The sequence below is a fragment of the Anaerolineae bacterium genome, assembly GCA_013178165.1.
Taxonomy (GTDB): domain Bacteria; phylum Chloroflexota; class Anaerolineae; order Aggregatilineales; family Ch27; genus Ch27.
On sequence record JABLXG010000006.1, the window covers coordinates 197,790 to 223,539 of the forward strand.

General features: G+C 62.3%; 21 protein-coding genes. 13 read left to right on the forward strand and 8 right to left on the reverse strand.

The genetic code is table 11. The annotated features are described in order from the left end of the window. Positions 1-35 precede the first annotated feature (35 nt). From HPY64_07145 to HPY64_07165, 5 genes are all read right to left on the reverse strand, one after another. Positions 36-1,193, reverse strand: coding sequence for a glycosyltransferase (locus HPY64_07145; GenBank protein NPV66904.1), 1,158 nt, complete (start codon positions 1,191-1,193; stop codon positions 36-38). Positions 1,194-1,198: 5 nt separating this feature from the next. Continuing rightward, positions 1,199-2,188 (reverse strand): glycosyltransferase family 2 protein, encoded by a 990-nt coding sequence (locus tag HPY64_07150; protein ID NPV66905.1) that lies wholly within the window; start codon positions 2,186-2,188, stop codon positions 1,199-1,201. A gap of 95 nt (positions 2,189-2,283) precedes the next feature. After that, positions 2,284-3,096 (reverse strand): TatD family hydrolase, encoded by an 813-nt coding sequence (locus HPY64_07155; GenBank protein NPV66906.1) that lies wholly within the window; start codon positions 3,094-3,096, stop codon positions 2,284-2,286. Next, positions 3,093-4,076 carry a GDP-mannose 4,6-dehydratase gene (gene gmd / locus HPY64_07160; GenBank protein NPV66907.1) on the reverse strand — a complete coding sequence of 328 codons (984 nt, stop codon included), beginning with the start codon at positions 4,074-4,076 and terminating at the stop codon, positions 3,093-3,095. The genes HPY64_07155 and gmd overlap by 4 nt, the downstream gene beginning before the upstream one ends. 25 nt (positions 4,077-4,101) lie before the next feature. Continuing rightward, positions 4,102-5,079, reverse strand: a complete 978-nt coding sequence (locus HPY64_07165) for a GDP-mannose 4,6-dehydratase (protein NPV66908.1) — start codon at positions 5,077-5,079, stop codon at positions 4,102-4,104. Positions 5,080-5,399: 320 nt separating this feature from the next. On the opposite strand from HPY64_07165, the gene HPY64_07170 reads away from it, so the two are divergent. The 7 genes from HPY64_07170 (at position 5,400) to HPY64_07200 (ending at position 11,377) form a co-directional block, all read left to right on the forward strand. Next, positions 5,400-6,083: a hypothetical protein gene (locus HPY64_07170; GenBank protein NPV66909.1), complete on the forward strand. Its 684-nt coding sequence runs from the start codon at positions 5,400-5,402 to the stop codon at positions 6,081-6,083. A 75-nt stretch (positions 6,084-6,158) separates the two neighbouring features. Beyond that, on the forward strand, positions 6,159-6,515 hold the full coding sequence (gene iscX, locus HPY64_07175) for a Fe-S cluster assembly protein IscX (protein ID NPV66910.1): 357 nt from the start codon (positions 6,159-6,161) through the stop codon (positions 6,513-6,515). Further along, entirely contained in the window at positions 6,502-7,167 is a 666-nt protein-coding gene (gene nuoB, locus HPY64_07180; GenBank protein ID NPV66911.1) for an NADH-quinone oxidoreductase subunit NuoB, read from the forward strand. The genes iscX and nuoB overlap by 14 nt, the downstream gene beginning before the upstream one ends. Positions 7,168-7,177: 10 nt before the next feature. After that, positions 7,178-9,034, forward strand: a complete 1,857-nt coding sequence (locus HPY64_07185) for an NADH-quinone oxidoreductase subunit NuoD (GenBank protein ID NPV66912.1) — start codon at positions 7,178-7,180, stop codon at positions 9,032-9,034. Positions 9,035-9,060: 26 nt separating this feature from the next. Then, entirely contained in the window at positions 9,061-9,717 is a 657-nt protein-coding gene (locus HPY64_07190; protein ID NPV66913.1) for a 4Fe-4S binding protein, read from the forward strand. A 135-nt stretch (positions 9,718-9,852) separates the two neighbouring features. Further along, entirely contained in the window at positions 9,853-10,194 is a 342-nt protein-coding gene (locus HPY64_07195) for a hypothetical protein (GenBank protein NPV66914.1), read from the forward strand. 118 nt (positions 10,195-10,312) lie between these two features. Further along, positions 10,313-11,377, forward strand: a complete 1,065-nt coding sequence (locus HPY64_07200) for an Mrp/NBP35 family ATP-binding protein (protein NPV66915.1) — start codon at positions 10,313-10,315, stop codon at positions 11,375-11,377. Positions 11,378-11,440: 63 nt separating this feature from the next. Here HPY64_07200 and HPY64_07205 read toward each other — a convergent pair whose 3' ends face one another. Continuing rightward, a complete protein-coding gene (locus HPY64_07205; GenBank protein ID NPV66916.1) occupies positions 11,441-11,719 on the reverse strand; it encodes a hypothetical protein in 279 nt (92 codons plus the stop codon). 214 nt (positions 11,720-11,933) lie between these two features. Between HPY64_07205 and HPY64_07210 the strand changes: the two genes are divergently transcribed. The 3 genes from HPY64_07210 (at position 11,934) to HPY64_07220 (ending at position 17,033) form a co-directional block, all read left to right on the forward strand. Beyond that, positions 11,934-12,266, forward strand: a complete 333-nt coding sequence (locus HPY64_07210; protein NPV66917.1) for an STAS domain-containing protein — start codon at positions 11,934-11,936, stop codon at positions 12,264-12,266. A 15-nt stretch (positions 12,267-12,281) separates the two neighbouring features. Further along, the gene (locus tag HPY64_07215) at positions 12,282-13,094 is read left to right on the forward strand and encodes an anti-sigma factor antagonist (GenBank protein NPV66918.1); all 813 of its coding nucleotides are present in this window, start codon (positions 12,282-12,284) and stop codon (positions 13,092-13,094) included. A 78-nt stretch (positions 13,095-13,172) separates the two neighbouring features. Next, complete coding sequence (locus HPY64_07220) at positions 13,173-17,033, forward strand: GAF domain-containing protein (protein ID NPV66919.1); 3,861 nt, start codon at positions 13,173-13,175, stop codon at positions 17,031-17,033. Here the strand turns inward: HPY64_07220 and HPY64_07225 are convergent, their stop codons facing one another. Both HPY64_07225 and HPY64_07230 read right to left on the reverse strand, forming a co-directional pair. Continuing rightward, complete coding sequence (locus tag HPY64_07225) at positions 17,034-18,656, reverse strand: hypothetical protein (protein NPV66920.1); 1,623 nt, start codon at positions 18,654-18,656, stop codon at positions 17,034-17,036. Further along, positions 18,647-19,135, reverse strand: a complete 489-nt coding sequence (locus HPY64_07230) for an NUDIX hydrolase (protein ID NPV66921.1) — start codon at positions 19,133-19,135, stop codon at positions 18,647-18,649. The genes HPY64_07225 and HPY64_07230 overlap by 10 nt, the downstream gene beginning before the upstream one ends. A 204-nt stretch (positions 19,136-19,339) precedes the next feature. Here HPY64_07230 and HPY64_07235 point away from each other — a divergent pair, with 204 nt between their 5' ends. From HPY64_07235 to HPY64_07245, 3 genes are all read left to right on the forward strand, one after another. Next, complete coding sequence (locus tag HPY64_07235) at positions 19,340-22,618, forward strand: hypothetical protein (protein NPV66922.1); 3,279 nt, start codon at positions 19,340-19,342, stop codon at positions 22,616-22,618. 3 nt (positions 22,619-22,621) lie between these two features. Then, entirely contained in the window at positions 22,622-23,761 is a 1,140-nt protein-coding gene (locus HPY64_07240) for a LysM peptidoglycan-binding domain-containing protein (GenBank protein NPV66923.1), read from the forward strand. Positions 23,762-23,838: 77 nt separating this feature from the next. Beyond that, the gene (locus tag HPY64_07245; GenBank protein NPV66924.1) at positions 23,839-25,659 is read left to right on the forward strand and encodes an LCP family protein; all 1,821 of its coding nucleotides are present in this window, start codon (positions 23,839-23,841) and stop codon (positions 25,657-25,659) included. Positions 25,660-25,750: the final 91 nt, after the last annotated feature.

The window sequence follows — 25,750 nt, forward strand, 5'->3', positions numbered from 1 at the left end:
CCCGATCCGTCCGGCTCTGCCGAGTTTGCGCCGGTTCAGGCAGACGACCGGATCAGGTCAGCGTACAGGGCCGCTGTCTGCACCGCGATCCGATCCCAGGTGAACAGGCTATAGAGCGCCTGTGCGCCACTCATCAGCCGTTGACGCAGCGACTCATCGGCAGTGACGATCTGAAGCGCTGCAGCCAGCGCATCGGCGTCCCCCGGCGGCACGAGAAACAGATTCTCGGCGTGGCGTACCTCCGGTATGGGCACCGCCGGGGCTGTGGTGATGATCGCGCAGCCATGAGCCAGCGCTGCTATCAAACTCCCCCGCCGGAACGAGACGCCATCCAGGAACGGCAACGCGCAGCAGTCAGCCGCCAGCAGTGTCGCGCTGACTTCCGCCGGACTGAGGTAGCCCGTCCAGGTTACCCGCCCGGCCAACCCCAGCCGGTCTACCAGTGCCTCGATCTCCGCTGCGTAAGCCGCGTTAGTCGGATCGCTGCTGCCCGTCCGGTCGCCAACGATCGCCAGTCTGAATGGCGTTTCCGGTGTGTGGGCGGCAGCCAGCGCCCGCAGCAGGACATCCACCCCTTTGCTACGGTTGAGAAAACCGAAGTAGGCCACCAGCCTTTCCCCCGGCGCAGCGCCTAGCCGCACCCGCCAGGCCGCCCGGTCGAAGCCTTCCGGCGTCCCCGGCGCAATATTCGAGCCGATCGGGATGTGGACAAGTTGTCGCGCCCCGCCAGCCCGCCGCAACCGCTGTTCATCCTCAGGATTGGTGACAATTGCGGCATCGGAATCGCGGACCAGGCGCAGCACCCACCATTCACGAAGCGGACCGGCTTTGGGAAACAGGTAAGGCACACGCAGATCATGAAAGGTCGTCACAAAAGGGACCGCACCCGTCAGGCGCGGCAGCCAGTGAATCAATGGCGCCATCTGATAGGCCGCTGTCTGATACTGCAGATTCACCACATCCAGCCGGTTGACGGCGATCCAGCGCTGTACAGCCCCCAGGCTGGCCCGATTCCAGCCGTGCACCGTTGCACTGACGCGCACACCGGGATCGCCGTTACCCGCGCCTCGTCGATCGGTCAGCACAAACACGGCATGATCCAGGTCAGCAAATGCCTGCGCGATCTCCCGCGTGAAGTCGGCCACGCCGCCCTGCATAGGCGGATATTCTCCGGTGATCAACCCGATACGCATCGTCCTCACTCCGACCGCAACCCCGATCGCAGCACTTCACGGTACGCTGCCACGCGCTGCCGCCGCAACGCCGGTTTGTGTCCCAGTTGCCCTTTGAGCCATTCCAGCCCCAGCTGCCAGGCATACTGGGCCAGCAGGTAAAACCGCAGCACTTCCCCGGCCAGTCGCCCGTGAAACTTGCGGAAGTAACGCACCTTGCTCTGCTGAAAATAGATATGGCGGCGAGCCTCCACCTGATCACTGCTCTTGCCACCGTGATGGATGATCCGCGCCGATCCAACATACACCCGCCGCCAGCCTGCATCCCGCGCCCGGCGGCACCAATCCATTTCCTCGGAGTACATGATATACCCCTCATCCAGCCCGCCGATCTGCTCGTACACTTCGCGGCGGGCCATCAGCGCAGACCCCTGCATCCAGCCGACGTCATACGTGCCATCGTCGGGTCGATCGCTCAGCGTGTAGCGGCGCAACACGCCGGGCGGCGCAAAGCGTTGCAGCCATGTGCTCTCAAACAGGGCCGTCACAAACGTAGGAAACTCACGCCGGGTAGACTGGATGGAGCTATCACTGTTGAGCGTACGCGGTCCGACAATACCCACGTCAGGGTGTGCATCCAGGTACGCCGCCAGCGTCGGCAGCGCGTCATCAAGAACCTCTGTGTCCGGGTTGAGCAGCATCAGGTAACGGCCACGGGCTACCCGCAGGCCCAGGTTATTGCCCCGCGTGAAGCCGATATTCTCCGCCTGTGGCAGCGCCACCACCCAGGGATAGCGTTCCAGCACCGCCAGCGAGTGATCGCTACTGCCCGACTCGACCACAATGACTTCGACTGCCAGCCGCCCGTCCGCCGGATCCGCCTCCCTGCCGGGGCCGACCAGTTGCACCGGCCCGGCAGCGATACTGCGCAGGCAGGCATCCAGCAGATCGGCCACATTCCAGCTGACGATCACGATCGAGACGTCCGGCATCGGCCTGCCCTTCTCCATGAGCATACCCGCCCCGATCCCGATTCTACCGGGTATGACCGCGCCGTTCATCTCCATTATTATACAGAGATGAACGGCCAGTCCGGAGCGCCACACCCTGCTCAGCCATGCACTGGCAGCGCGAACAGACGGATGGCGTTGCGTGTGGTCTGCGCCGCCACTGTCTCGTACGCGCTCAGCCGCACGCCCGCGATGCGATCCGCCACCAGACGGACATAAGCCGGCTCATTGCGCTCCCCACGATGGGGATGGGGCGTCAGGAATGGGCCGTCAGTCTCAATCAGCAGCCGATCATCCGGCAGAGCCGCGGCCACCCGCCGCAATGCATCGGCGTTCTTGAACGTGATCGGCCCGGTAATACCGACGTAGAAACCCAGTTCAACCGCCTGTGCTGCGTCGTCTGCCGTGCCGGAGAAGGAATGCAGCACACCGGGCCGCCCGCGCAAAGGATGATCAGCCGGCAGGCTGCCGACCCAGCCGCGCAGGATGGCCAGCACATCAGCGGTGGCTTCCCGGTTGTGGAGAATTACCGGCAGCGCCAGCGCCGCTGCCAGTTCCAGCTGGGCTTCCAGCGCCCGGTGTTGAGTCTGCCTGGGGCTGCGGTCGCGATAGTAGTCCAGGCCGATCTCGCCAATGGCTACAACTCGCGGCTGCCGGGCCAGTGCCCGCAATTCGTCCACCTGCGCTGCGACAAAGTCTGTTGAACTGTTGGGATGAATGCCCACCGCGCCAAAGATCAGGGGTTCGCTGGCGGCCAATTGGCAGATCGCCGCGCTACTGGCGAGGTCGACGGCCGGATTGATCACCGCGATCACCCCTGCTTCCCGCGCCCGGAATAGCACAGCAGGCCGATCGCCATCGTAACTCTCGAAATCCAGATGGCAGTGGGTATCGATCAGCGCCGGAGCGTTCATGCCACGGTTTGCGAATTCTGCGCTTTGAGCATGGCCAGATCGGCATCAACCATCATCTTGATCAGCTCTTCAAAGCGCATGGTCGGCTCCCAGCCAAGCCGCTTACCCGCCTTGGAAGCGTCACCGACCAACAGGTCGACCTCCGCCGGGCGCATGTAGCGCGGGTCCTGGCGGACGTACTTGCGCCAGTCGAGGCCGACATGACCAAATGCCACTTCGACCAGCTCCTGCACCGAATGCGTTTCGCCGGTAGCAATCACGTAATCATCGGGCTGATCCTGTTGCAGCATTAGCCACATGGCCCGCACGTAGTCTCCGGCAAAGCCCCAGTCGCGCCGCGCGTCCAGGTTGCCCAGGGCCACATGATCCTGCAGCCCCAGCACGATCCGCGCTACAGCATGGGTCACCTTGCGCGTCACAAACTCCAGCCCCCGGCGGGGTGATTCATGGTTGAACAGGATACCGCTGGTAGCATGCATCCCGTAACTCTCGCGGTAGTTGACCGTGATCCAGTGGCCGTAGACCTTGGCCACGCCGTACGGGCTGCGGGGATAAAACGGTGTGGTCTCTTTTTGAGGGACTTCTCGCACCTTGCCGAACATCTCGCTGCTGGAGGCCTGGTAAAAACGGATGGACGGATTGACCTTACGGATCGCGTCCAGCAGGCGAGTCACGCCCAGTGCGGTCACATCCCCGGTGAAGACGGGCTGCTGCCACGACGTCTGCACGAAGCTCTGCGCCGCCAGGTTGTAGACCTCTGTAGCCTGGCTCTCCTCCAGCGCCGAGATCAGCGATGTCTGATCCAGGATGTCACCGGAGATCAGGGTGAGGCGATCCTGAATATGCCGGATGCGGTCAAAGCTCACCGTGCTGGTGCGGCGTACCAGCCCGTAAACGTTATACCCCTTGCTCAGCAAGAACTCTGCCAGGTAGGAGCCGTCCTGACCGGTGATTCCGGTGATCAATGCGTTACCAGCCATGTTATGGTCTCTCTTCACTCTATCCTCAGGAAACCTGATCTTCGGTCTCCGCGATACGTCCGCGAGCATCTTCCAGGACGTCGCGCAAACTCTGTTCAAAGGAGATGCGGGGTTGCCAGCCTGTGTCCGCTTGCAGACGGGCCGCCGATCCGATCACCAGCGGCCTGTCCACCGGGCGCATCCGCTGCGGGTCAGGCCGCACTTCCACAGACACCGTGCTATAGCTTAACAACACATCCAGCAAGTACCGCACACTATACGCCCTGCCGCTGCAGACATTGTAAACCGCACCCGGCTTGCCTCGCGTCGCTGCGGCCACATAAGCGGCTACTACATCCCGTACATCACTGAAGTCTCGCCGGGCCGCCAGATTGCCTACATGGATCACCGGCTCCTGCAGGCCGCGTTCGATGCGGGCGATCTGCAGGGCAAAGGCCGGCGCCACGAAGCCTGCGCTCTGCCCCGGCCCGATGTGGTTGAAGGGCCGCACCCGGACGATCGGCAGGTGATGGCTGAGGTAGTACTGCAGACCGAGCATATCCTGCGTCACTTTGCTCACACTGTATGGACTGTCGGGCGCCAGCGGCAGGTCCTCGGTCATGGGCATCTGCTCCGGGGGCACGTTGCCGTAGACCTCGGCGGAGCTGACAACCAGCATGCGCGGTGCGATTCCCAGGGCCAGCACAGCCAGGATCAGATTGAGCTGGGCACGAATATTGTTCTCCAGCGTCTCCCAGGGGTCTTCAAACGAGCGCGGGACAAAAGCCTGTGCCGCCAGGTGAAAGATGACTTCCGGCTGCGTCGCCTTCATCAACACGATAACCGCTTCAGGATCGCGCAGGTCAATCTGCGTGACACTGGCCATCAGTGCGCCCAGTTGCGGATACTGCTCCACCGGCAGGCGTACCGTCCCATGCAATTCCGCATCAGGAATGGCAGCCCGCAGGTGTCTGGCCAGATGGCCCCCGGCAAATCCGTCTGCTCCGGTGATCAGTGCGCGCATCACAGACTCCCATCTGCCACCCGACACGGACAGCGCGCCCGATTATAGCCGAACTGGTGCAGACCGCTACCGCGAGTATGCCACCGCGGGAACTGGCAACGCATCGCCGTACCAAGCTGTCCCCCGTTTGCCAGGAAGTGCACTATGCCCCTGCGCCACACTGTCTGCCGATTGGTTGTCAAAAATAGGCGCGGGCATATACTTATGCATGACCGGCGCCCCGGCGGAGTCCGCCGGCTCCGGCATGGCCGCCGGCAGCGACTGACCCTGTCGGTGACTGTCCGCCGTCTCATCTACCAAGAGGGAGTGCGTATCCTGCTATGGCCGAACAACCGGTGACCACCAGGGGCCGAACGACTCCGGAAGCCCTGTCCTGGCAATTCATTCTGCTGCTGGTTGTGATCGCTGTCCTCATCCCTCTGATCGCAACCGCCTTCAACAACGTTGAGCGTGCTACCAGGCCAACCCCCACCCCGCAGCCTGTTGACTTCTCCAGTGAGGCTTACCAGAGCCTCAACGACCTGGCGCTGGATACAACCTACAACGACGCCAGTGGCATTAGCCTCAACCATCCCGCCAGCTGGTTTGTTCTGCCGCTGCGTTCCGGGTTCTTTGTGCTGAGCAACTACGAAATCAATCCCGCCGCGCCAGAGTTCCCGGAAGATATCGTGCTCCTTCAGGTGCAAACCGGCCCGATCAACTCCTTCACTTTGCCGGATAACACCAACCCAGAAAGCGGCACTTCACCCCGCGCCCTGCTGGAAGTCGTGACCGCCGATTCACCGGAGCCGATCGAGATCGTCGACCGGCCCGTAGGCCAGGCAGCGGGGGCCAGTATCCACCTGGAAGATCAGGATACCGTCCGCGAGTTGACGCTGGTTACCCCCAATCCGGACGATCTCATTGTCATTGAGACGAGCGCCGCCCCCGGCATGTGGCCAAATGTCAATGTCCTGCTGGGCCGGATCATCGACTCACTGACCTACACGCCACCGGCTGAGTAGCCGCAGCAGAGAGGCGGGAACCTGCGTGTAATTCGAACCCATCGCGTCGGATTTCTTGATCTGCGGGTGCCTTCGATGTACACTAGCCGACCATTGACGTCAGAGATGCTGCCGGGGTTGCTCCCGCGTCGGATGTGGTTGCCGACGAAAGCAGTCAGCCCCGTCGGGATGGATAGCGCGCAACGCCAGATCATGAGTGCATCTGCTGACACGCCCCACCCGCTGTACTGGGAATCATCGTATGAGATCGTCCTTCAGCTAATCGCCCGTTATCCGGACGTTGACCTGGATTCGTTGGGCCTGCAGGACCTGTACCAGATGATTGTGACCCTCCCCGATTTCGTCGATGACCCGGCGCTCGCTCATGATGACCTGTTGACGGAAATTCTGCGGGAGTACTACGAGGAGGCAACAACCCATGACCAACGGTGACAGTGGTCTCAAGGCGCTGCACAACCCGGATATCCCCGTGCCGGAGGAACTGCAATCGACGATTGCGATCACCAGCCTGGATCGTATCTACAACTGGTGCAGAGCCAGATCGATGTGGCCGTTGCTTTTCGGCCTGGCCTGCTGTGCCATCGAAATGATTGCCGCTGCCGCCTCCCGCTATGACATCTCCCGCTTTGGCATGGAAGTGATGCGCCCCAGCCCGCGCCAGGCCGACCTGATGATCGTCTCCGGAACGGTCACCAAGAAGATGGTCGTGCCGATCGTGCGCATCTATAACCAGATGGCCGAACCCAAGTACGTCCTGGCGATGGGCGCCTGCGCCAGTGGTGGTGGTCCCTTCAAAGAGGGCTACAACGTCGTCTCCGGCATCGACAAATACATCCCGGTAGATGTCTACGTGCCCGGCTGCCCTCCCACGCCGCAGGCCCTTATTCACGGCTTTCTGACCCTCCAGAAGAAGATCGAAAGCCAGTCTCTCCGCACCGTGCCGTGGTACCGCAGCGGCGAAAGCACCGCCGTCCCCATTCCGCTGCTGGGTCCGGATATCATCGACCCACGCCAGGCCGATCTCATCCGCCGTCAGGCCGTGCAAGCGGCTACGCAGGCCGCAACGGCCCCTTCTGAGGCTTAGGGAGCAAGCAATGGCTGAGAATCCTGCCGCCGAAGTAACGACTGCCAACCCTGTCGCCGAGGCAATTGCGGCGCTCAAAGCACAATTTCCGGATGCCGTAGTTGAGGACAACCGCAAAGGCTACGCCGGGATTGTCGTCGACCCGGAGAAACTGGTCGAAGTCGCCACCGCCGCCCGTGATACGCTGGGCTACAACTACCTCTCCAGCGCCACCGCCGTGGATTACCTGGGCAAGGGCGACTACTTTGAGATGGTCTACCACACCTATCGCGTCCCGGCTGGCGGCCCGCCATTGGTCATCAAAGCGCGCACCCCGCGGGACAGAGCCACCCTGCCTTCCGTGATCAGCGTCTGGCCAGGCGCTGACTTCCAGGAACGTGAAGCCTACGACCTGATGGGCATCCGATTCGAGGGGCATCCCAACCTCAAGCGCATCCTGCTCTGGGAGGGGTTTGACGGTCATCCGCTCCGCAAAGACTGGAAAGAAGCCTATTACGAGCAGGACCAGAAGCCCTTTGACAGCCGCTGGCCGCAGGGGCGGGTATACCGCGCCGAAGAGCGTAATCCCTACGGCAAGAACGTGCGCTACCCGGAGGGATTCACGCTGGACGATTTCACCCCGGTCGGTGAGGCGCCCAATTACGATGGAGTCGATCTGGGCATCAATGTGCAGGAGATGGCTACCCCCGGCCTCAAGACCGATCGTCTGGTGGTCAACCTCGGCCCGCATCACCCCAGCACGCATGGTGTGTTCCGCATGGTTGTCACCCTCAATGGCGAGACGGTAGAAGACCTCCAGCCAGTCATGGGCTACCTGCACCGCAACCATGAGAAGATCGGCGAGCGTAACACCTTCCTGCAGAACATGCCCTTTACCGATCGGCTGGACTACATCACCAGCATGTCCAACAACCTGGGCTACGCGCTGGCGGTGGAGCACCTTCTCTCGCTTGGCCCCCGTTACCAGCCACCTACCTACCGCGCCGAGGTTATCCGCGTGCTCATGGTGGAGCTAACCCGTGTGGTCAGCCACATGTGGGCGATCGGCTTCCTGCTGAACGACCTGGGCGCTTTCTACACCCCCGCTCTCTATGCGATCGCTGAACGCGAACTGATCCTCGACTTCTTCGAGGCTGTCGCTGGCAGCCGGATGATGTGCAACTACATGCGTTTTGGCGGGGTCTTCAAAGACCTGCCAGAGCGCATCCAGGGCATCCCTCTGCTGGCCAACGATCGCGTCCGTAACGAAGCCACGCTGGACTACCTGGCCAACATCATCAACGAGCGTCTGCCGCGCGCCATTGACGAACTGGACGATTACCTTACCCATAACGAGATCATCGTTACCCGGTGCCAGGGCGTCGGCATCCTGCCGCCAGAGATGGCGATCGCCTACAGTGCCGCCGGGCCAGTGCTGCGGGCCAGTGGCGTACCGTATGATGTGCGCCGCGCTGAGCCATACAGCATCTATCCGGAGCTGGATTTTGACGTGGCCGTACGCTACAACGGCGACATCTACGACCGCTATCTGTTGCGCATTGATGAGATGCGTCAAAGCGTGCGCATTCTCAAGCAGCTTCTCCCGCGCCTGCGCGAGACCGAAGGCCAGCCGATCATCTCCGGTAGTAAGGCCTACAGCCCGCGCGTGCCGGAAGGCGAGGCTTATGGCCGGGTGGAAAACCCCAAGGGCGAACTGGGCTACTACGTGGTCTCCGACGGCGGCCAGAACCCCTGGCGCTATCACGTCCGCTCCCCCAGTTACATTAACCTGACCGCCCTTGGCCCGATGGCCAAGGGCCACAAAGTCGCCGACATCGTCGCCATTCTGGGTAGCATCGACATCATCCTGGGCGAGGTTGACCGCTAGCAGGTGCGGCCTGCTGAGGAGATACCATGTACGGACTGGGCATTCTCAAAGGAATGGGCGTCACGCTCAAGCACTTCCTCGACACGTACATCGAGGACCTACGCTTCCTGGGTAAGGGCAAGCGCACCGATGTCGCCTTCAACCTGCGCCAGGGTGGCAGAAACCAGCGGCTGGGACTGTTCACCGTCGAGTACCCCGAAGAGAAGATCGCCGTCCCGGAACGCTTCCGCTTCATCCCGTTCCTGGTCATCAACAACCTGGATGCAGAGGAAGACGCCGGCAAAATCTGGTGCACCAGTTGCGGCATCTGCGCCAAGGTCTGCCCGCCCCAATGCATCTGGATCGTGCGCGGCACCGACCCGGAGACTGGCCGCCCCAAACCGGAGCCGGAAGAGTTTTACATCGATATCGACATCTGCATGAACTGCGGCCTGTGCGCGGAGTTCTGCCCGTTCGACGCGATCAAGATGGATCACGACTACGAACTGGCCAGCTATGACCGCACCACGCATCACATCTTTGACAAAGCCAGGCTCTCTAAAGAGTTCCGCTACTGGCGCTCCATCGCCCCGACGATCTCCGCCGAAGAAGCGGAAGCACGCGGCGGCTGGGAACACAAAGATGTGCTGAAGGAAAAGGCCAAAGCCTCCCGTGCTGCTGACAAGGCTGCTGGCGCCAGCTAGCGGCGTACGCCGCCCGGAAACGATCACGCCCCCGTGACAGTTCAGCGCTGCAACGGGGGCGTTTCGTTCAGCCACACCGTCGCTGCCAGCCCACTGTTTACTCTGTGTGACTGGCGTTGGAGAGGGGGAAACCACGTGCTATACCAGCAGGATACTGATTTGCTCTTCCCACCGCGCGTTATCCCGGCGCTGGCCCGGCTGCGTGGGCCGGGTTGGCAGCGGTTGATCGCGCATCTCGCATCACTGCCGCAGAATCACCCTGAGGTCCTCGGCTTCATGCTGATGATGGTGCGACTGGACGGCTGCCTGACCTGTTATGCAGACAGCTACCGGGCCATGCGTGGTTGCACCCTGTGTGCTCAGCAGGCCATCGCCCGCTTCAAAGGCACCGATCAGGAGTTGATGGCGCTCTGGCGGACCGCATGTCAGGACATTCATCACTGGTTGAGTGAGGGCATTACTCCTGAAATTCTGTGATCGAGTGGACGCCCCGCCCGGACACGCTACAATTATGGTGATTCCCATCTGAAAAACTCGCCAATAGCGAGATACGCAGCCCGCCTTCTGCTGGCGTTAACAGAATGAGTGATGATCAATGAGTGACCAATCTCCCCACTATCAGGCCGTCATGGATGCCTTGCGTACCGTTAACGATCCGGAACTGCACCGTGATATCGTGTCGCTGGGCATGGTTCGCGACCTGCAGATTGAAGACGGCGTCGCCCGTTTCACGATTGTGCTGACCACGCCGGCTTGCCCGCTCAAAGACGTCTTCATCCAGGAATGCCGTCAGGCCCTGGTCGGCAAGGTTGACGGCATCACCGATGTGCAGATCGCCTGGGACAGCCGTGTTCCCACCGACAGGCGCCTGCATGGCCGGCTTGATACTGCCATGCGCTCAATCATCGCCATCAGCAGCGGCAAAGGTGGCGTTGGCAAGAGCACCGTTGCTGTCAACCTGGCCATCGCCCTGGCCCAGAGTGGCGCGCGGGTGGGGCTACTGGATGCCGATATCCTCGGTCCGAACATTCCGATCATGGTTGGGCTGACCTCCGGTAAGCCGCGGGTCAGCCCGGATCAGAAACTGGTGCCTTTTGAGGTATATGGGGTGCAGGTCATGAGCATGGGCTTCCTGATCGAACCGGGCAAGCCACTCGTCTGGCGCGGCCCCATGTTGCACGGTGTCATCCGCCAGTTCTTCAACGATGTCGCCTGGGACAGGCTGGACTACCTGATCGTCGACCTGCCGCCGGGGACAGGCGACGCGCAACTGAGCCTGGCGCAGAGTGTGCCACTGACTGGCGCGGTCATCGTCACTCAGCCACAGGAAGTAGCGCTTGACGACGCCGCCCGTGGCCTGCACATGTTTGAGGAACTGCAAGTCCCCATCCTGGGCATTGTGGAGAACATGAGCGGCGACTTCTTTGGGGAAGGCGGGGGTGAGAAACTGGCCCAGGCCACCGGTGTGCCCTTCCTGGGGCGCATCCCACTGGACGCCAGGATTCGCATTGGCGGCGATACCGGCAGGCCGATCGTCCTGGAACACGCCGATAGCCCTGCCGCGCAGGCCTTCTGCCAGGTTGCCCAGGCGGTAGCCAGCCGGGCAAGTGTGATCATGCTCGGCAATAGCGATGTGATCCCGCTCAACATCATCGGCTGATCAGCGCAGATGCGGACAGCAGGCAAGAGCCGGAGGCATGGGCACTGCCCCGGCTCCTGCCCATCATTCGTTGCCCAGGACTTCGATCTCGTCCTCGCTGGAACGCGGCGGGTTGCTCCGCCCGATCAACACCCAAAAGAGGGCGTTCAGCACCAGCGCCGCGCCGAAGGCCCAGGCGCCCTCGCTGTGCCAGTCGCGATAAACGATGTACCGCCTGACCAGTTCGCCGGCACCCAGCGCCAGCAAAGCAATCCAACGGCGGCGCTTTGGCTCCGTACGCTGCACCAGCAGAATCAGAAAGGCGAATACCGCTGTTAGCCCTAACCAGGCTTCCCAGTTCATAGTTGCCTCAGGGGAAAACAGGCATGCTGTGCGTGCCTCATTATAGAGCGCCCGCCAGGCCCTTTCAATCACAGCATGCGTCACGCCACCGTATGGCAGTTGACAAGGTTATACCATTCGCACACAATAGGGGCCTGTATATCCTGTTCAATGGCCGGTTGATCTCTGCGGCAGCAGAATCACAACAGCACAGCAGTCAAGGAGAAGACGCTGAATGGAAATCAAAACCTCGGAACTGAAACGGGTCACCCTCCTGGAGGTCAGCGGGCGCATCGACAGTACCAACGCCAACGAGCTAGGCGAAGCGCTGAACGCGGCGATCGACAGCGGTCGTACCCAGATCGTCCTCGACCTGGCTAACGTTGACTACATGAGCAGCGCCGGCCTGCGCGAACTGGTCAGCGCCCTCAAGAAAGTCAAGCGCGGTACGGGCGATCTGCGTCTGGCCTCGGTCTCTGGTCGCGTGCTGGAAGTACTGGAACTGGCCGGCCTGGATACCATCTTCGAGATCTACCCGACCCAGGTGGAAGCTGTCGGCAGCTTCTAGCGCCCAGGACACCGCATGATGGCTGAGAAACACCGCATGATCATTCCTGGCATTCAACGCCTGGTTCCGGATGTCTGCGACTTTGTAGAATCCATTGCCCTGCGGGCAAACCTGAATGATCGTGCGATCTACCATTGCCAGATGGCGGTTGATGAAGCGTGCACCAATATCATCGAGCATGGCTTTCGCAACAGCGACACGCCCGGTCACATTGAGATCACCTGTCAGGACGAGCCGGATCGCTACCGGATCACGATTATCGACGACAGCCCGCCGTTTAACCCGCTGCTCCAGGAAAACCCCGACCCCACCACCCCCCTCACCGATCGTGAGCCGGGCGGCTGGGGCATCTTCTTCATCAAGAAGATGATGGACGAAGTCAGCTACACCCTGGAGAATGGCCGTAACAAGCTGACCTTGGTCAAGCTTAAGACGCCTGAGAATGTGCGGGAACCGATTCCGGCGTTGCCGGACGAGCAGAATGGCATGATACGCGAATATCCCGGCGGCATCTGGGGAATAACTCCCAGCGGACGGCTGGACAGCAACACCGCTCCAGCCCTGCAAAGTTTGCTGGACGATCAACTGGCCAGCGGACACATCAACCTGCTCATCGACATGAGCGAAGTATCGTATATTTCGACAAGCGGCCTCAAAGCTCTGGTCAACGCCTGGCGGAGCGCCCAGGGGAAAGGGGGCCGCGTTGTGCTGGCGGGCATGCGCGCGCAAATCTACGAAGTCTTTGAGACAGTGGGTTTTGACCAGATTTTCGATATCTTTGCCACGCCAGAAGAAGCGCTACATCACCTGAGGAACCAGACTGCCTAGGGCCACTGCCAGCCGGAGGGCTGAACGGCTCAGGGCAGTCTGGGCCATCCCGCCTGCGCCAGAAGGACCGCGATCGCTGTGGACAAGTTCTATTGGCTGCTGCTCTTGTTCCTGGCGGCAACTACTGGTTGGCTTGCCTACCGGCAGTTCCGCGGGCAATCACAGCGGATAACGGGCCACCAGCGCGAAGCCCGGCTGGAGGAACTGGCGGGCTTTGGCCAGGCCATCCTCAATGCGCAACTCCAGCTTGATGCCCTGTGCGAAGTCGTCTACCAGCAGGCCAGCCGGATCATCGACACGGCGAATTTCCAGCTTGGGCTGTTCCAAGACGCCGACTACATCATCATGATCTGGTTACGCGGTGGCGTGCGGCTGGAAAGCCGGCGCTTCCCCCGCGCCGCCAACGAAGGGCTGATCGGCTGGGTGCGTCGTACCGGCCAGGGGTTGCTCATCCGCGACTATGAAAAGGAATGGGATACCCTCCCCGCCCGGCCCAGTTACCAGGCGCAACCGGCTTACCGCTCCGCAATTTTCGCGCCGCTGGTCGCCGGCGGCGATACCATCGGTGTGATCGCCGTCCAGAGCGAAACGCCCGGCGCCTATGCGGATAGCGACCTGCGTCTGTTGATGGTACTGACCAATCAGGCGGCCGGCGCCATCCGCAATGCCCAGCTCTTCGAACAGACCCAGGCCCGCAACCGCCAGCTCCAGCTCGTTAACGAGGTCAGCCAGCAGGTGACGGCCATGCAGCCGCTGCCAGATCTCTTCCGGCAGATAGTCACGCTGCTGCAGCAGACCTTCAAGTACTACATGGTCAACATCTTCGCCCTGGACGAGAAGAAGGGGCTGCTTACACTGCAGGCCAGCAGCCATCCGGCCCTTTACGAGCGGCTTCCCCAGATTCAACTCGGCACGGGCCTGATCGGCTGGGCAGCTGAACGCGCCTCCACCGTCCTGGCTCCCGATGTCACCCGCGATCACCGCTACGTTGAGGTCGCCACGCTGGACGAGACACGCGCCGAGGTCGCCGTGCCTCTGATCGTCGAGCGACGCGTGGTCGGTGTACTGGATGTACAGAGCGACCAGATCGGCGCCTTCAACCAGGAAGATGTAGTCATGCTGGAAACCCTGGCCGGCCAGATCGCCCTGGCCATCCAGGAGGCTGAAACCTACGCCGCTGAACGCCGTCAGCGTGAGCGCCTCAACGCCCTCACCGAAGCCAGCCGCGCCGTGGTGTCCATCCTGGACCTCGATGAATTGCTGGAAGAGGTCATCGATCTGCTGACCGATTACTTCGGTTACGACCGTACCCACATCTTCCTGCGGGAAGGCGACCGTATCATCTTCCGCGCTGGCAGCGGTGTCCATAGCGGTCGCTGGGCCATCGAACATCTCGCATACCACATCAACGATCCGGGAATCATCACCAAGTGCATCCGCACCCAGCAACCGATCATCTGCAATGACGTCAGCCAGTATCCGGATTACATCCCCGGCCCCGGCGTCGAAGACACTCAGGCGGAGATGGCCATCCCCATCCGGATGAGCATGCAAACCCTGGGCGTGCTTGACATCCAGAGCAAGGAACGCGACGCTTTCTCCCCGGATGATGCCGCCCTTGCGGAAGCGCTGGCGGATACGATGGCCATTGCCCTGCGCAATGCTGCCCTCTACAGCCGGGAAAAGCGCCGCCGCATCCTGGCCGAATCGCTGCGGGAGATCAGCATGACCCTCGGCGCCAGCCTGGAAGTCGACCGGGTACTGGACGGTATCCTCCAGGGCCTGGAGCGAGTCATCAATGTCGCCGTTGCGATCATCATCCTTTACGACGATGTGGAGGAAGCCTACCGGATCAGCGCTGTGCGTGGTCACGCCGAAGCGGAAAGCCTGCTCGGTCAGGTGATCGCGCCGGAAGCGGACATACAGGCCGAGATCGTGCGCATCTTCCACACCGATGGCACCGTCGTTAGCGCTGCTGACGACGACCACCTGGTAATTCCGCTCACCATCGGCGAAGAGTCGATCGGTTATCTGGCTGTTGACTACCGCGCTGGCAGGTTCTCCGCCGACGATCTGGAGATGATCAACGCCTTTGCCACGCAGTCAGCCATGGCCATCGCCAACGCCCACCTCTACATGGCGCAACGGGAAGAAGCCTGGGTTTCCACTGCCCTGCTCCAGGTTGCCGAGGCAACTGCTCGCGCCGACACACTGGACGAAGTGTTGCGCACAGTCGCCCGCATCACGCCAATGCTGGTTGGAGTCGAGTGGTGCGCCGTTCTGCTGGAAGAGCCAGAGGGCTTCCGCATTGTGGCTGTCGAAGGCACTTCGCCGGAAGTCGAAGCGCTTTATGTCGGGCACGCCATCAGCCCCGCCTCCTGGGAACCGCTCAGCCGCATGCTGGCCACCCAGGAAGCTGTTATGCTGGACCACTCGACGGTTCCCCCGCCAGTCGAATCCGCCTCTGCCCGGCTGGCTGAGGCTTCTGCCCGCCAGATCGGACAGGGCGTGATGTTGCCACTGTATGCCAGAGGGGAGATCGTCGGTGCAATGCTGATCGGCCAGCAGAGCGGCGAGGACGTGCTGAGCCGGCGCAAAATCGAAATGGTCAGCGGTATCGCCAACCAGGCCGCCCTGGCCATTGAGAGTGCCCAGCTTTCCGCTGCCCGGCAGGAAGAAGCCTGGGTCACCACCGCCCTGCTCCAGGTCGCCGAAGCAGTTAATGCTCAGGTGGAATTAACCTCCACGCTGCAAACCATTGTGCGCCTGACACCGCTGCTGGTCGGCGTGCGATGCTGTGTTGTGTTGCGCCGCGATGAACGCAACGACAGCTTCTTCGGCGCGATCTCCTACGGTCTGCCCCAGGCTGCGGAAGAAACCCTGGCGGCTGCTGTGTTCACCCCCGCGGAGTCTCCTTACTTCCAGGCATTGGCTGTTGCCGCCGCACCGTTACCCGCCGGGCCGGCCTACGAGCAGCGCGTACCGGCGGAGCTGCAGCGGCTGCTCGGCGTCACGGATGTGCTGGGCCTGCCGCTGACGGCGCAGGGCCGTCTGGTCGGCGTGATGCTGGTTGACCACCCCAATCCGGGCGGGATCATTGACCAGCGTCGCATGAATATCCTGACCGGCATTGCCTGGCAGACAGCCATGGCAATTGAGAATGGCCGGCTCCAGGAGCTGGCCGCGGAACGTCAGCGCCTGGAGCGCGACCTGGAGGTCGCCCAGAGCATTCAGACCAGCTTCCTGCCGGATAGCACACCGTCGGTTCCGGGCTGGGAGGTGGCAGCACATTACCGGGCCGCGCGGATGGTTGGCGGAGACTTCTACGACTTCCTGCTGCTATCCGACGGCAAGTGGGGGCTGGTGGTGGCGGATGTGGCCGACAAAGGCATGCCCGCCGCGCTGTACATGGCCCTCAGCCGCACCCTGTTGCGAGCCGTCGCTCGCAACCAGGATGACCCGGCAACCACATTGTTGCGTGTCAACCGGCTGCTGCTGGAAGATACGCACTCCGACCTGTTCGTAACCATGTGGTACGCCATCTGGAACCCGGCGAATGGCACGTTGCAGTATTCCAGCGCCGGGCACAACCCACCCTTTGTGCTGCGTAGCAAAAACCAGAGCGTGGAGATGCTTAAGCTTAAAGGAATCGCCCTCGGCGTGTTGCCTAATATCCATCTGGAAGCCGGCGTAGTCACGCTCGAACCGGGTGACCTGCTGGTGCTGTACACCGATGGCGTGACCGAGGCTCAGAATACGGCCGGTGTGCAGTTCGGCCTGGGCGGACTGATGGAAGCGATCCGGGTTCATAGCCAGCAAAATGCGTCTCAGATCGCCGACGCAGTGATTGCCGCCCTTGACGCGCATACCGGTGACGCGCCCCGGTTCGACGACCTGACCCTCGTGATCATACAGCGGCAGGTCCAGGCGACCGGATAACTACTGCCCCGTCCGCCAGCCGTCAATGTCGTTGAGATTGGTCTGTTCCATTGACGGCGGGAGGAACTGATCGCACGATTGCGCCACCGGCGGCAGATCAGTGCGGCGGCTGGTCAGGGGATTTTCCGGGACAAAGTAGTTCCACGCCGCCCGCGAGATCTCTTCAATGAGCGGCCAGGCCACCTGATAGTCGAAGAACTCCCCCGCCTGCCAGACATACACCGAGATCACATAGTCATGCCCGTTCGGTGGGAAGACGATTCCCGCGTCCGCATGCATGGTATTCAACCAGCCGTTTTTGTGAGAAACGCGGGTGCCCGGCGGGACACCGCCCTGGATCAGCCTCTGCAGGTCGTTGCCGCTCATCAGTTCCAGCATCTGCTGGCATTCCGTCTGCGTAAATTCCCCGTTCGGGTAGACCGCCCGCAGGCCGCTGCCGTACTTGGCGCAGTCATAGATCATCATGAACAGCGTCCCCATATCCTCGGCAGTTGTCTGGTTGTAAGGGTCAGGATCGGTGTTGAATCGTGGATTGGGGTTGGTCTGCGGGATGGGGTTGGAGCCGAACTCCTGGCCCTCCACGCCCAGCACCAGCGGCGCGGTGATGTAGGTATTGCGCGCCCCAACACTGCGCGCCACGTCTGTCACGTATTGCAGGCCTGGGAAGATGTTCGTCCCGGACCGGCCCATGATCTGCATCAACAGGTTGGACGATGAGTTGTTACTGCACAGCAGGGAATTGGCCAGCAGCCAGGCATCTTCCTGTGGCGGCGCAAAGGTTTGATAGTGGAAGTAGGAGATCAGAATGGGAACTTTGATCGTGCTGGCAGCGGAGAAAGCTACATCGCCGTTCAGGTTGATCTCCTCGCCAGTCAGCAGATCCATGATGTAGACTGATGCAATGGTCGTCTGGCCATCGTAGATGAAACCCTGGGAGTCCAGATAGGCCACAATCAGGTCGCGCAGCCCATCCAATCCCCCCTCCCCGGCGGTAGTCGTCTCAACCGGTAGCTCGACAAACCGGTTGTAGGGGTCAAATAACGCGGCGTCGATCAGGGGCAATGCCGCTTCAATATCCAGCCTGTACCCCGGTTCGCCCGGCTCAAACGTCAGCGTCGCCAGGTCCGCCCGTGAAGTACCCGGTGGACGGTCATAGCGCGAGGCCACATCTTCCAGGAAAGACCGCACCAGTGACTGCTGGTATTCCGCAACCAGGGCAACATTGACCGGTTCCACCGGCCGCCGCCACAGGTAGTTCCAGAACGCCAGCCAGAAGCTGGATTCGTCGGTGCTCCGTGCCAGCGCCTCCGCCAGCATCACCTCGCTATTGGTGCGGAAGCCCACCGATGCCGGGTCAAGGATGATCGGGCTGCCCTGGTAGCTGAGCATCAGCGGGCGGGCATACATTTCTTCCCAGCGGGCCTGCGCCTCGACCGGCGTCAGGCCGCCCACCGGGATTCCCGCCACCGTGATGTCCGCCTGAAGCCGATCCCGTTCCTGGCTAAAGCCGACCAGTTCGACCACAAACAGCAGGAGCGCGGCCAGCAGCAGCCCGGCGGAGAGCAGTTCCAGCCATGGCAGCCGCGCCCGGCGTCGGGACGCACCCAATCCTCCTACTGCCAAGTACTCACCTCCTGATCCTGCAATGCCAGATTCACGACGCGCCGGTGAAAGTCCAATAGTTGCGGCAGCCTGTGCGGCGACACCCAGGCATAGGCCAGAATCTCACTGCTCAAACGCACATCCCCGCCATCCAGGCGGCACAGGTAAGCCAGGTCCAGATGATCGGCGTACATCCCCTGCTCTACCCACAGCGGTCGGATGACCGTCACCTGCAGGCCGGTTTCTTCCAGCAACTCACGCTGTACGGTCTGAGCAGGATCCTCCCGACGCCCCACATAGCCGCCCGGCAGTCCCCACTGATAATGTGGTCGGTAGACATGCTTGAGCAGCAGGATATTCCCGTCGGGGTCAAATACTACCCCGACCGCGCCGGCGGAGAAACGCGCCTGAAAACGCCGCCAGACGCGATGAGCGATCCTGCCCAACCATGGTCGCTGCTGAAAGATATCGGCCACCAGTTGCTTGACCCGCAGATTCATAGTGTAACAGCCCCACAAGGCAAAAAGGGGCGGCGGCTTACTCACCGCGCCCCCTACCACCGCCCTCAGTGTAGCGCAGCCTACCGGTGCCGTCAACGCCTGCTCAGCCCGGAATCGGCGCACTATGCTATACTGACTACGGGCTTATCCCGCACAGCGTCAGGCGGCCCTGACTGCCGCTATCTTGCCTGGAGGAGACCCCCGGTGGCAGAGTTCCTGGACATCTTCGTGCTTCCGCCCGGCAATTTGCTGTACTTCATCGCGGTCATTGCCATCAGCCAGATCGCGCTGTTCATCGCCCTGGAGCAGCGCCGACGGAATCCAAAAACCGAGCAGGCCGCAGGCCGTTACGCACTGGCCAGCCTCGGCATCCTGGCTGGCTGGGTCTTGCTAGGAGTCGGGGCGCTGGCCGGCCCGTTGATGGGCCAGCCCGTCAGCGCCGTGCTGCCCCCTGTCGAGCCGGTGGTCAATGTGATTGTGCTGCTCTTTGCCGGGTGGGCCTTGCTCTGTGCGGAAAATGCGCCGCGCAGTCGGCTATGGGATATCACCTTGCTGGCGCTCCTGACGCTGGCAGTGACCGGTGGAGCGCTGACGTGGCGCTACTGGCTCTCCACCACCGGCACGATCGCATTCAACGCCACCTGGCCCGCTGCTACCTGGATGCTGGCCGGTCTGCTTCTGACGGCGCTGATGCTGATCGCGGTCATTCTGCGACTGCGCGTCACGCCGAATGCGCCGCTCAAAGCACTCTTCTTCATCATCATCCTGACCGGTTACGGTGTCCTGCTCACCCAGGTCGCTTCCGGCTCCCTGAGCGGTGATTATGCCGGGGTGTTGCGCGGGGCGTACCTGATCGGTATGACCCTTTTTGGCGCTGCGGTCTACCGCCACGTGATCGGCCGCCTGAGTCAGCAAGCCGCCCACCCCGCTTCTGCTCCGGCCAGGCCACGCCCGACCCCGGCCAGGGCTGCGCCGCCTGCCACGCCTGTTGAGCGCGAGTCGGTACAACTGCTACGGGCGCTGGGCGACATGCTGGCGACCACCAGGCCGGAGGCTATCCCGGCCCAGATCGTGATTGCCACAGCCAACGCGCTCAAAGCGGATGTGGTGGCACTGGGTCGGGTCAGAGATGCCAGCTGGGTCGAAACTGTGGCGGTTTACGACAGCGTCCGCCAGAAATCCCTGCAGGGCATGGACCTCAACCTGAACGACCAGCCCACCCTGGCCCACGCGATCGCCAGCGCCCGCCAGGAAACCCTCCGTCCCGACCAGCAGGCAACCGAACTCGTCGATCTGTTCACCAGGCTGGATGTCAGCGGCAGCGGCCCGCTCGGCAACGCCTACTTCCAGCCACTTCGCGTGGAAGGCGAAACCCGTGGCGTGCTGATTGTCCTGTTCCCTTTCACCGGGCGCGAATTACGGACAGGTGAAGCGGCATTGCTAGAAGGGCTGGCTCCGATGGCCAGCAAGCTACTGGCCCTGAGCGAACAGGCCGTCTCCGCGCCACCCGCGCCTCCTCCGATGGCTCCCAGCGAACCATCCGGCGAGATCGATCTGTCTGAGGCTATCCGCGCCCGGCAGGCCATGCAGCAGAGTCTGGAGATGGCTCACGCCCAGATCGAACAACTCAGTACCACCGTCGCTGACCTCAAGAACCAGCTTGAGCGTGAGCGCCGTCGCCTGGCAGAGGTGCTGGCTTCTGATGAAGAAACGCTCTCCATCTCCCAGCAGATCAGAAGCCTTAGCCAGGAAAGCATCACCCTTGAAGCTGAACGCAACCGGCTAGCCAGCGAGTTGCAGGAGGCGCGCACCACACTGGCGGGCGCTACCGCACGCGGCAATGATGACCTCTACCGCTCGCTCATCGACATGCTCAGCCAGGAGCAAAAAACACTGGAAGAGCAAAAGGCCAACCTGGAGCATCAACTGGCCGTGCTGCGGGAACAAACCAGCGACATGTTCCTGGTACCCGCGTCCATCCAACAAACCCTGGAATCCCTCTATGTGGACAAAGCGCGGCTGATCGAAGAGCGCGACCGGATCGCCGCCGAACTGGAGGATGTGCAGACGGAGCTTTCCCTGCTGGGCGTCGAGGGTGGCGTAGCCGGGTTGGCCCTGATGATCGGCCAGCTTCACGAAGAGCGCGACATGTTGCGTGCCCAGCTTGCCACTCTGAGCGAGTCGCGGGCAGACCCGGCTGCCGCACGCGCCCAGATCGAGTCGCTGGAAAGTGAGCTGGCCCGCCTGGCCGCTGATCGCGAGGCCGCCGTCAAGCAGCGAGACGCCCTGCGCCAGGAACAGGCAGCCTGGCAACAGGAACGCGAGGAATGGCAGGCCCAGCGCCAGCGCCTGGGCCAGCAGATCAGCGCCATCCAGCAGCAGATCAACACGATCAACGCCCAGCGCGACCAGATCATCCAGGAGCGCAATGCCCTGGCCGCGGAGCGTATGCGCCTGCAGGAAGAGCGCGACCGCCTGCTGGCCGAACGCACCGCGCTGCTGGCAGAGCGCGACCAGTTACTGGCCCGGATGCAGGGCAGCCTGGAGGCCGCCGGTCAGCTTGGCGCAGAAGGTATCGACACGCTCAAATCCATGATCGACGATCTGACGGCAGAGCGCACTACGCTGGAACAGCGGCTGCTTCAGGCGCAGAGCGAACTGCAATCGCTGGAAGGCAAGTTGCGCGCCTACGAACAGGCGGCACTGGCCACTGCCGATCAGGCTGCGCCTGCGCTGCTCCGGCCTGAACAGCCCGAAGTAGTGCTCTCGCTGGCCCAGGAATTGCGCACACCGATGAGTTCGATCACCGGCTACGTCGATCTCCTGCTGGGCGAGTCGGTCGGCATTCTGGGGGCTTCCCAGCGCAAGTTCCTGCAACGGATCAAGGCCAACCTTGAGCGTATGGGCAGCTTGATCGAGGACCTGTTGCGCGTCATCGTGCTGGATACCGGCCAGATCAGCCTGGAACCAGAGCCGGTCGACCTGATCGCCTTGCTGGATGATGCCATCACCGAGATCAGCAGCCGTTTCCGCGAGAAAGGGATCACCCTCGATCTGGACATCCCCGATGAGGTCCCGCCGATCCAGGTTGACCGGGATGCCATGCAGCAGGTGCTCAACCACCTGCTCACCAATGCCTACCTGGCCTCGCCGACTGACGGGGAAGTTCGCATCATCGCCCGTACCCAGCCGCTGACCTACACTGACGCCGGTCAGGCTCCGGTGGAGCGGGACTCGGTGATTCTGGCGATTGAAGATCAGGGCGGTGGCATTCCCCCGCAGGATCGCGCCCGTGTGTTCTCCCGTCTGCACCGGGCCGATAACCCGCTGATCCAGGGAGTCGGGGATACAGGCGTCGGCCTGGCCATCGCCAGGGCGCTTGTTGAAGCTCACAAAGGCCGCATCTGGGTGGAAAGCGAAGTCGGTGTTGGCTCACGCTTTGCCTTTGCCATCCCCTGCGCGCCCGCTACGGAGCAATGGTAACCCATGGAAACACCGCGCAGGAACCTTAAGCAGGAGTTGCTGGTCGCGCTGGTCACGCTGGTCATCCTTGCCACGGCGGTCAGCCTGGCAGTAGTCCTCACCGGTGACAGCCTGGCTGCGTTCCGGCAGACTGCTACGCCGGTCGCGCTGGCCCCCACCACTGCCAGCCTGACTTCAACTGTGGAGCCGACACAGGTGACACTCACCCCGACCAGCAGTGCTACCCGGCCCGCGGCTGCGTCTCCCACTGTCTCACCGACGCCATCGCTAACGCCCGGCAAACCCGCGCCGGAAACGTCCACCAGCGCTACGCCTGTTGCCGTCAAGCCGTCACCGATCCCGCCAGTCACTGCTACACCTACCACCCGGCCTACGCGGACGCCGGTACCCCGCATCACCAGCATTCCCACCAAGGGCACACCAACAGCCACCGCGATGCACCTGCCAACAGCGATGCCATCCCCCACCATTGCGCCAACATCGACGCCGATAGCCTCGCCAACTGAAGCAGCGACGCCCTGGCCGACGCCGTTGCCACCTACGCCGACCATTGTGCTGGCTACCCCGATCACGCCAACAGTGGTCGTGGCGGGTTGTACACCGCCCGCTGACTGGCGGCCGTATACGATCCGCTCCGGGGAAAACCTGTTCCGCATCTCGTTGCGCGCCGGAGTCCCTCTGGCGGAGATGCAGCGTGTCAACTGTATTCCCAACGCCGCCAATATCATCGCCGGGCAGGTGATCTACGTGCCGCCTACCTTCTTCTATTCCACTGCCCCGACCTCGCCCATCCAGGCTCAGGAGACTCCGTCCTCCATCCCGCGGCAGGTAGGTTGCAGTGTACCCGGTATCCAGATCGCCTATCCCGCCCCCGGCGCCGTCCTGACCAGCCGTTTCGCCGTCACCGGCAGCGCCACCCTGGAGGATAGCAGCCGCTTCAGCTTCTACAAAGTGGAACTGCGCGCGGAAAACGAAACGGTCTTCCACAATGTCGGCCAGTCCAACCAGCCGGTCACCGGCGGCACGCTGGCGACCATCGATCCGGCGGCGTTTGGACCAGGACACTACCAGCTCAAGCTGACCGTGGTAGACATCACCGGTAACTACCCGCAACCGTGTGCGATCCGCGTCACCTTCCGCTAGGGTTCTGGCAGCCCGCACGCCCATCTGGTACACTGACCGCCGTTATCGGCTGACTGTGACGAGGAGACTAAGGCTGGATGCGAACCTGGCTCAGGCGACTGTTGCGCGTGTTCTTTGCTCTGATACCGCTGGCGGCGGTGGCTGCCGCCCTTTACTGGGGAATCAGCGTACTGCAGGAGCAGAGGGAAGCTGAGGCGCGCGCCGTAGCCTATGCAGCCACCGCGACCGCACTGGTGCCGACGATCACGCCCACAGCCAGCGCCACCGCCACGGCCTCACTAACGCCAACATACACGTCTACGCCAACAGCCACCTTCACACCAACAGATACGCCCACGGCTACTGCCACGCCGACCGCTACCGCCACACCGACGGCCACACCCAGCCTGACGCCAACTATCACCCCAACACCGGCGGCGACGCTGACCTACACCCTGATCCCGACCAACACGCCCAGCCACACGCCGACATATACACCGTCCTTCACGCCCACGGCCACAGCCACGCCCACCGCCACGGCGACACCGTCAGCCACACCAACGCGCACACCCTTCCCAACCAACACGCTTCCGCCCAGTCCAACTCTGGATGCACCAACCGCCGTACCAGCCACGGCCACCCCGCGCCCGCTGCCGACGATTCTCTACCCGCCGGAATATACCCCACAGGCGCCGCCGGTAACCGCCATCCCGACTCAGGCGCCGCTGGCTGACCGGCACGGCTACGACATCATGAACATCATCCTGCTGGGCAGTGATGGCGAGGTAGAACCGACCGATCCCAGCTACCGCACGGACACCATGATCATCGTGTCGATCAACCGCACCACCGGCACGGTGAACATGCTGCCCCTGCCGCGCGACCTGTTCGTCTTCATCCCCGGCTGGACGATGCAGCGCCTGAATCTGGCTTACCAGCGCGGCGAAACGGTGGGTTGGACGGACGGCGGCTTTGGCCTGTTGCGGCAGACCATCCTGTACAATTTCGGCATCCCGATCCACTACTACGCCAGCATTGACTTCGACGGCTTCCAGACGATTATCGACACCCTTGGCGGCGTGGACATTGCGGTCGACTGCGCCATTCAGGATTACCGCTTCGAGGGCTGGGACCAGTGGAACAAGCCCATCTACCGGCTGTACACCCTGCCAGTCGGCCTGCACCACCTGGACGGCGATATGGCCCTGTGGTATGCGCGCTCCCGCCGCAACAGCAGCGACTTTGACCGGGGACGCCGCCAGATGCAACTGCTGCTGGCCATCTACCGGGAAGCCAAAGAGCAGGGTCTGCTGGCCCGCGCCATTGACCTTTGGCCGCGCTTGAACGAGATCGTCGAGACCAACCTGACTCTCCCGGATATCATCGGCTTGCTGCCCGTTGCTTTGAACCTGGACCCCAGCCGCATCCGCAGCTTCAACTTCATCCGGACTTACCACACCACCCCCTGGCAACCGCCGGATGGCGCGTATGTCCAGCTCCCCAACTGGGAGCCAATCTCCCAGCTCCTCTACAACTTCTACCAGCCACCGACCGAGAACCGGCTGGTGCAGGAAGGCGCGCGTATCGAGGTCGTCAACGGCACGCCTAACGAAGGCTGGGCCTGGGTCGCCGCCGACCGCCTGGCCTGGGAAGGCTTCGTGCCCATTGTCAATGAAGCCAGTGATCAGCGGGACTATGCCCATACCGAGATCATCGACTTCACCGGACGGACAAAAGGCAGCAGCCTCAACGGGATCATGGCTGCGCTGAACGTCAGCGCCAACAACGTGCGCGTCGAACCTGATCCTAACAGCCCGGTGGACTTCCGGGTGATCCTCGGCCAAGACTACAACTCGTGCACCTTCGGCGTCCTACCACCGGAAGCAACGCCGACGCCTTCACCAACACCGGCAAGTTAGGGCCTGCCAGCAGCGGCTAAACAGCGACAGGGACAGGACTTGCCTCTGCAGCGGCCTTGAGCCTTAAGGTATAATAGGGCAGCAATCCAAA

What these genes read in the sequence shown, in the direction of transcription:
- HPY64_07185 (NPV66912.1), top strand. Translation starts at nt 7,178, where the DNA reads ATGGCTGAGAATCCTGCCGCCGAAGTAACGACTGCCAACCCTGTCGCC.
- HPY64_07215 (NPV66918.1), top strand. Translation starts at nt 12,282, where the DNA reads ATGATGGCTGAGAAACACCGCATGATCATTCCTGGCATTCAACGCCTG.
- gmd (NPV66907.1), bottom strand. Translation starts at nt 4,076, where the DNA reads ATGGCTGGTAACGCATTGATCACCGGAATCACCGGTCAGGACGGCTCC.
- HPY64_07245 (NPV66924.1), top strand. Translation starts at nt 23,839, where the DNA reads ATGCGAACCTGGCTCAGGCGACTGTTGCGCGTGTTCTTTGCTCTGATA.
- HPY64_07230 (NPV66921.1), bottom strand. Translation starts at nt 19,135, where the DNA reads ATGAATCTGCGGGTCAAGCAACTGGTGGCCGATATCTTTCAGCAGCGA.
- iscX (NPV66910.1), top strand. Translation starts at nt 6,159, where the DNA reads ATGTACACTAGCCGACCATTGACGTCAGAGATGCTGCCGGGGTTGCTC.
- HPY64_07150 (NPV66905.1), bottom strand. Translation starts at nt 2,188, where the DNA reads ATGCTCATGGAGAAGGGCAGGCCGATGCCGGACGTCTCGATCGTGATC.
- HPY64_07165 (NPV66908.1), bottom strand. Translation starts at nt 5,079, where the DNA reads ATGCGCGCACTGATCACCGGAGCAGACGGATTTGCCGGGGGCCATCTG.
- HPY64_07155 (NPV66906.1), bottom strand. Translation starts at nt 3,096, where the DNA reads ATGAACGCTCCGGCGCTGATCGATACCCACTGCCATCTGGATTTCGAG.
- HPY64_07240 (NPV66923.1), top strand. Translation starts at nt 22,622, where the DNA reads ATGGAAACACCGCGCAGGAACCTTAAGCAGGAGTTGCTGGTCGCGCTG.
- HPY64_07205 (NPV66916.1), bottom strand. Translation starts at nt 11,719, where the DNA reads ATGAACTGGGAAGCCTGGTTAGGGCTAACAGCGGTATTCGCCTTTCTG.
- nuoB (NPV66911.1), top strand. Translation starts at nt 6,502, where the DNA reads ATGACCAACGGTGACAGTGGTCTCAAGGCGCTGCACAACCCGGATATC.
- HPY64_07145 (NPV66904.1), bottom strand. Translation starts at nt 1,193, where the DNA reads ATGCGTATCGGGTTGATCACCGGAGAATATCCGCCTATGCAGGGCGGC.
- HPY64_07170 (NPV66909.1), top strand. Translation starts at nt 5,400, where the DNA reads ATGGCCGAACAACCGGTGACCACCAGGGGCCGAACGACTCCGGAAGCC.
- HPY64_07200 (NPV66915.1), top strand. Translation starts at nt 10,313, where the DNA reads ATGAGTGACCAATCTCCCCACTATCAGGCCGTCATGGATGCCTTGCGT.
- HPY64_07210 (NPV66917.1), top strand. Translation starts at nt 11,934, where the DNA reads ATGGAAATCAAAACCTCGGAACTGAAACGGGTCACCCTCCTGGAGGTC.
- HPY64_07190 (NPV66913.1), top strand. Translation starts at nt 9,061, where the DNA reads ATGTACGGACTGGGCATTCTCAAAGGAATGGGCGTCACGCTCAAGCAC.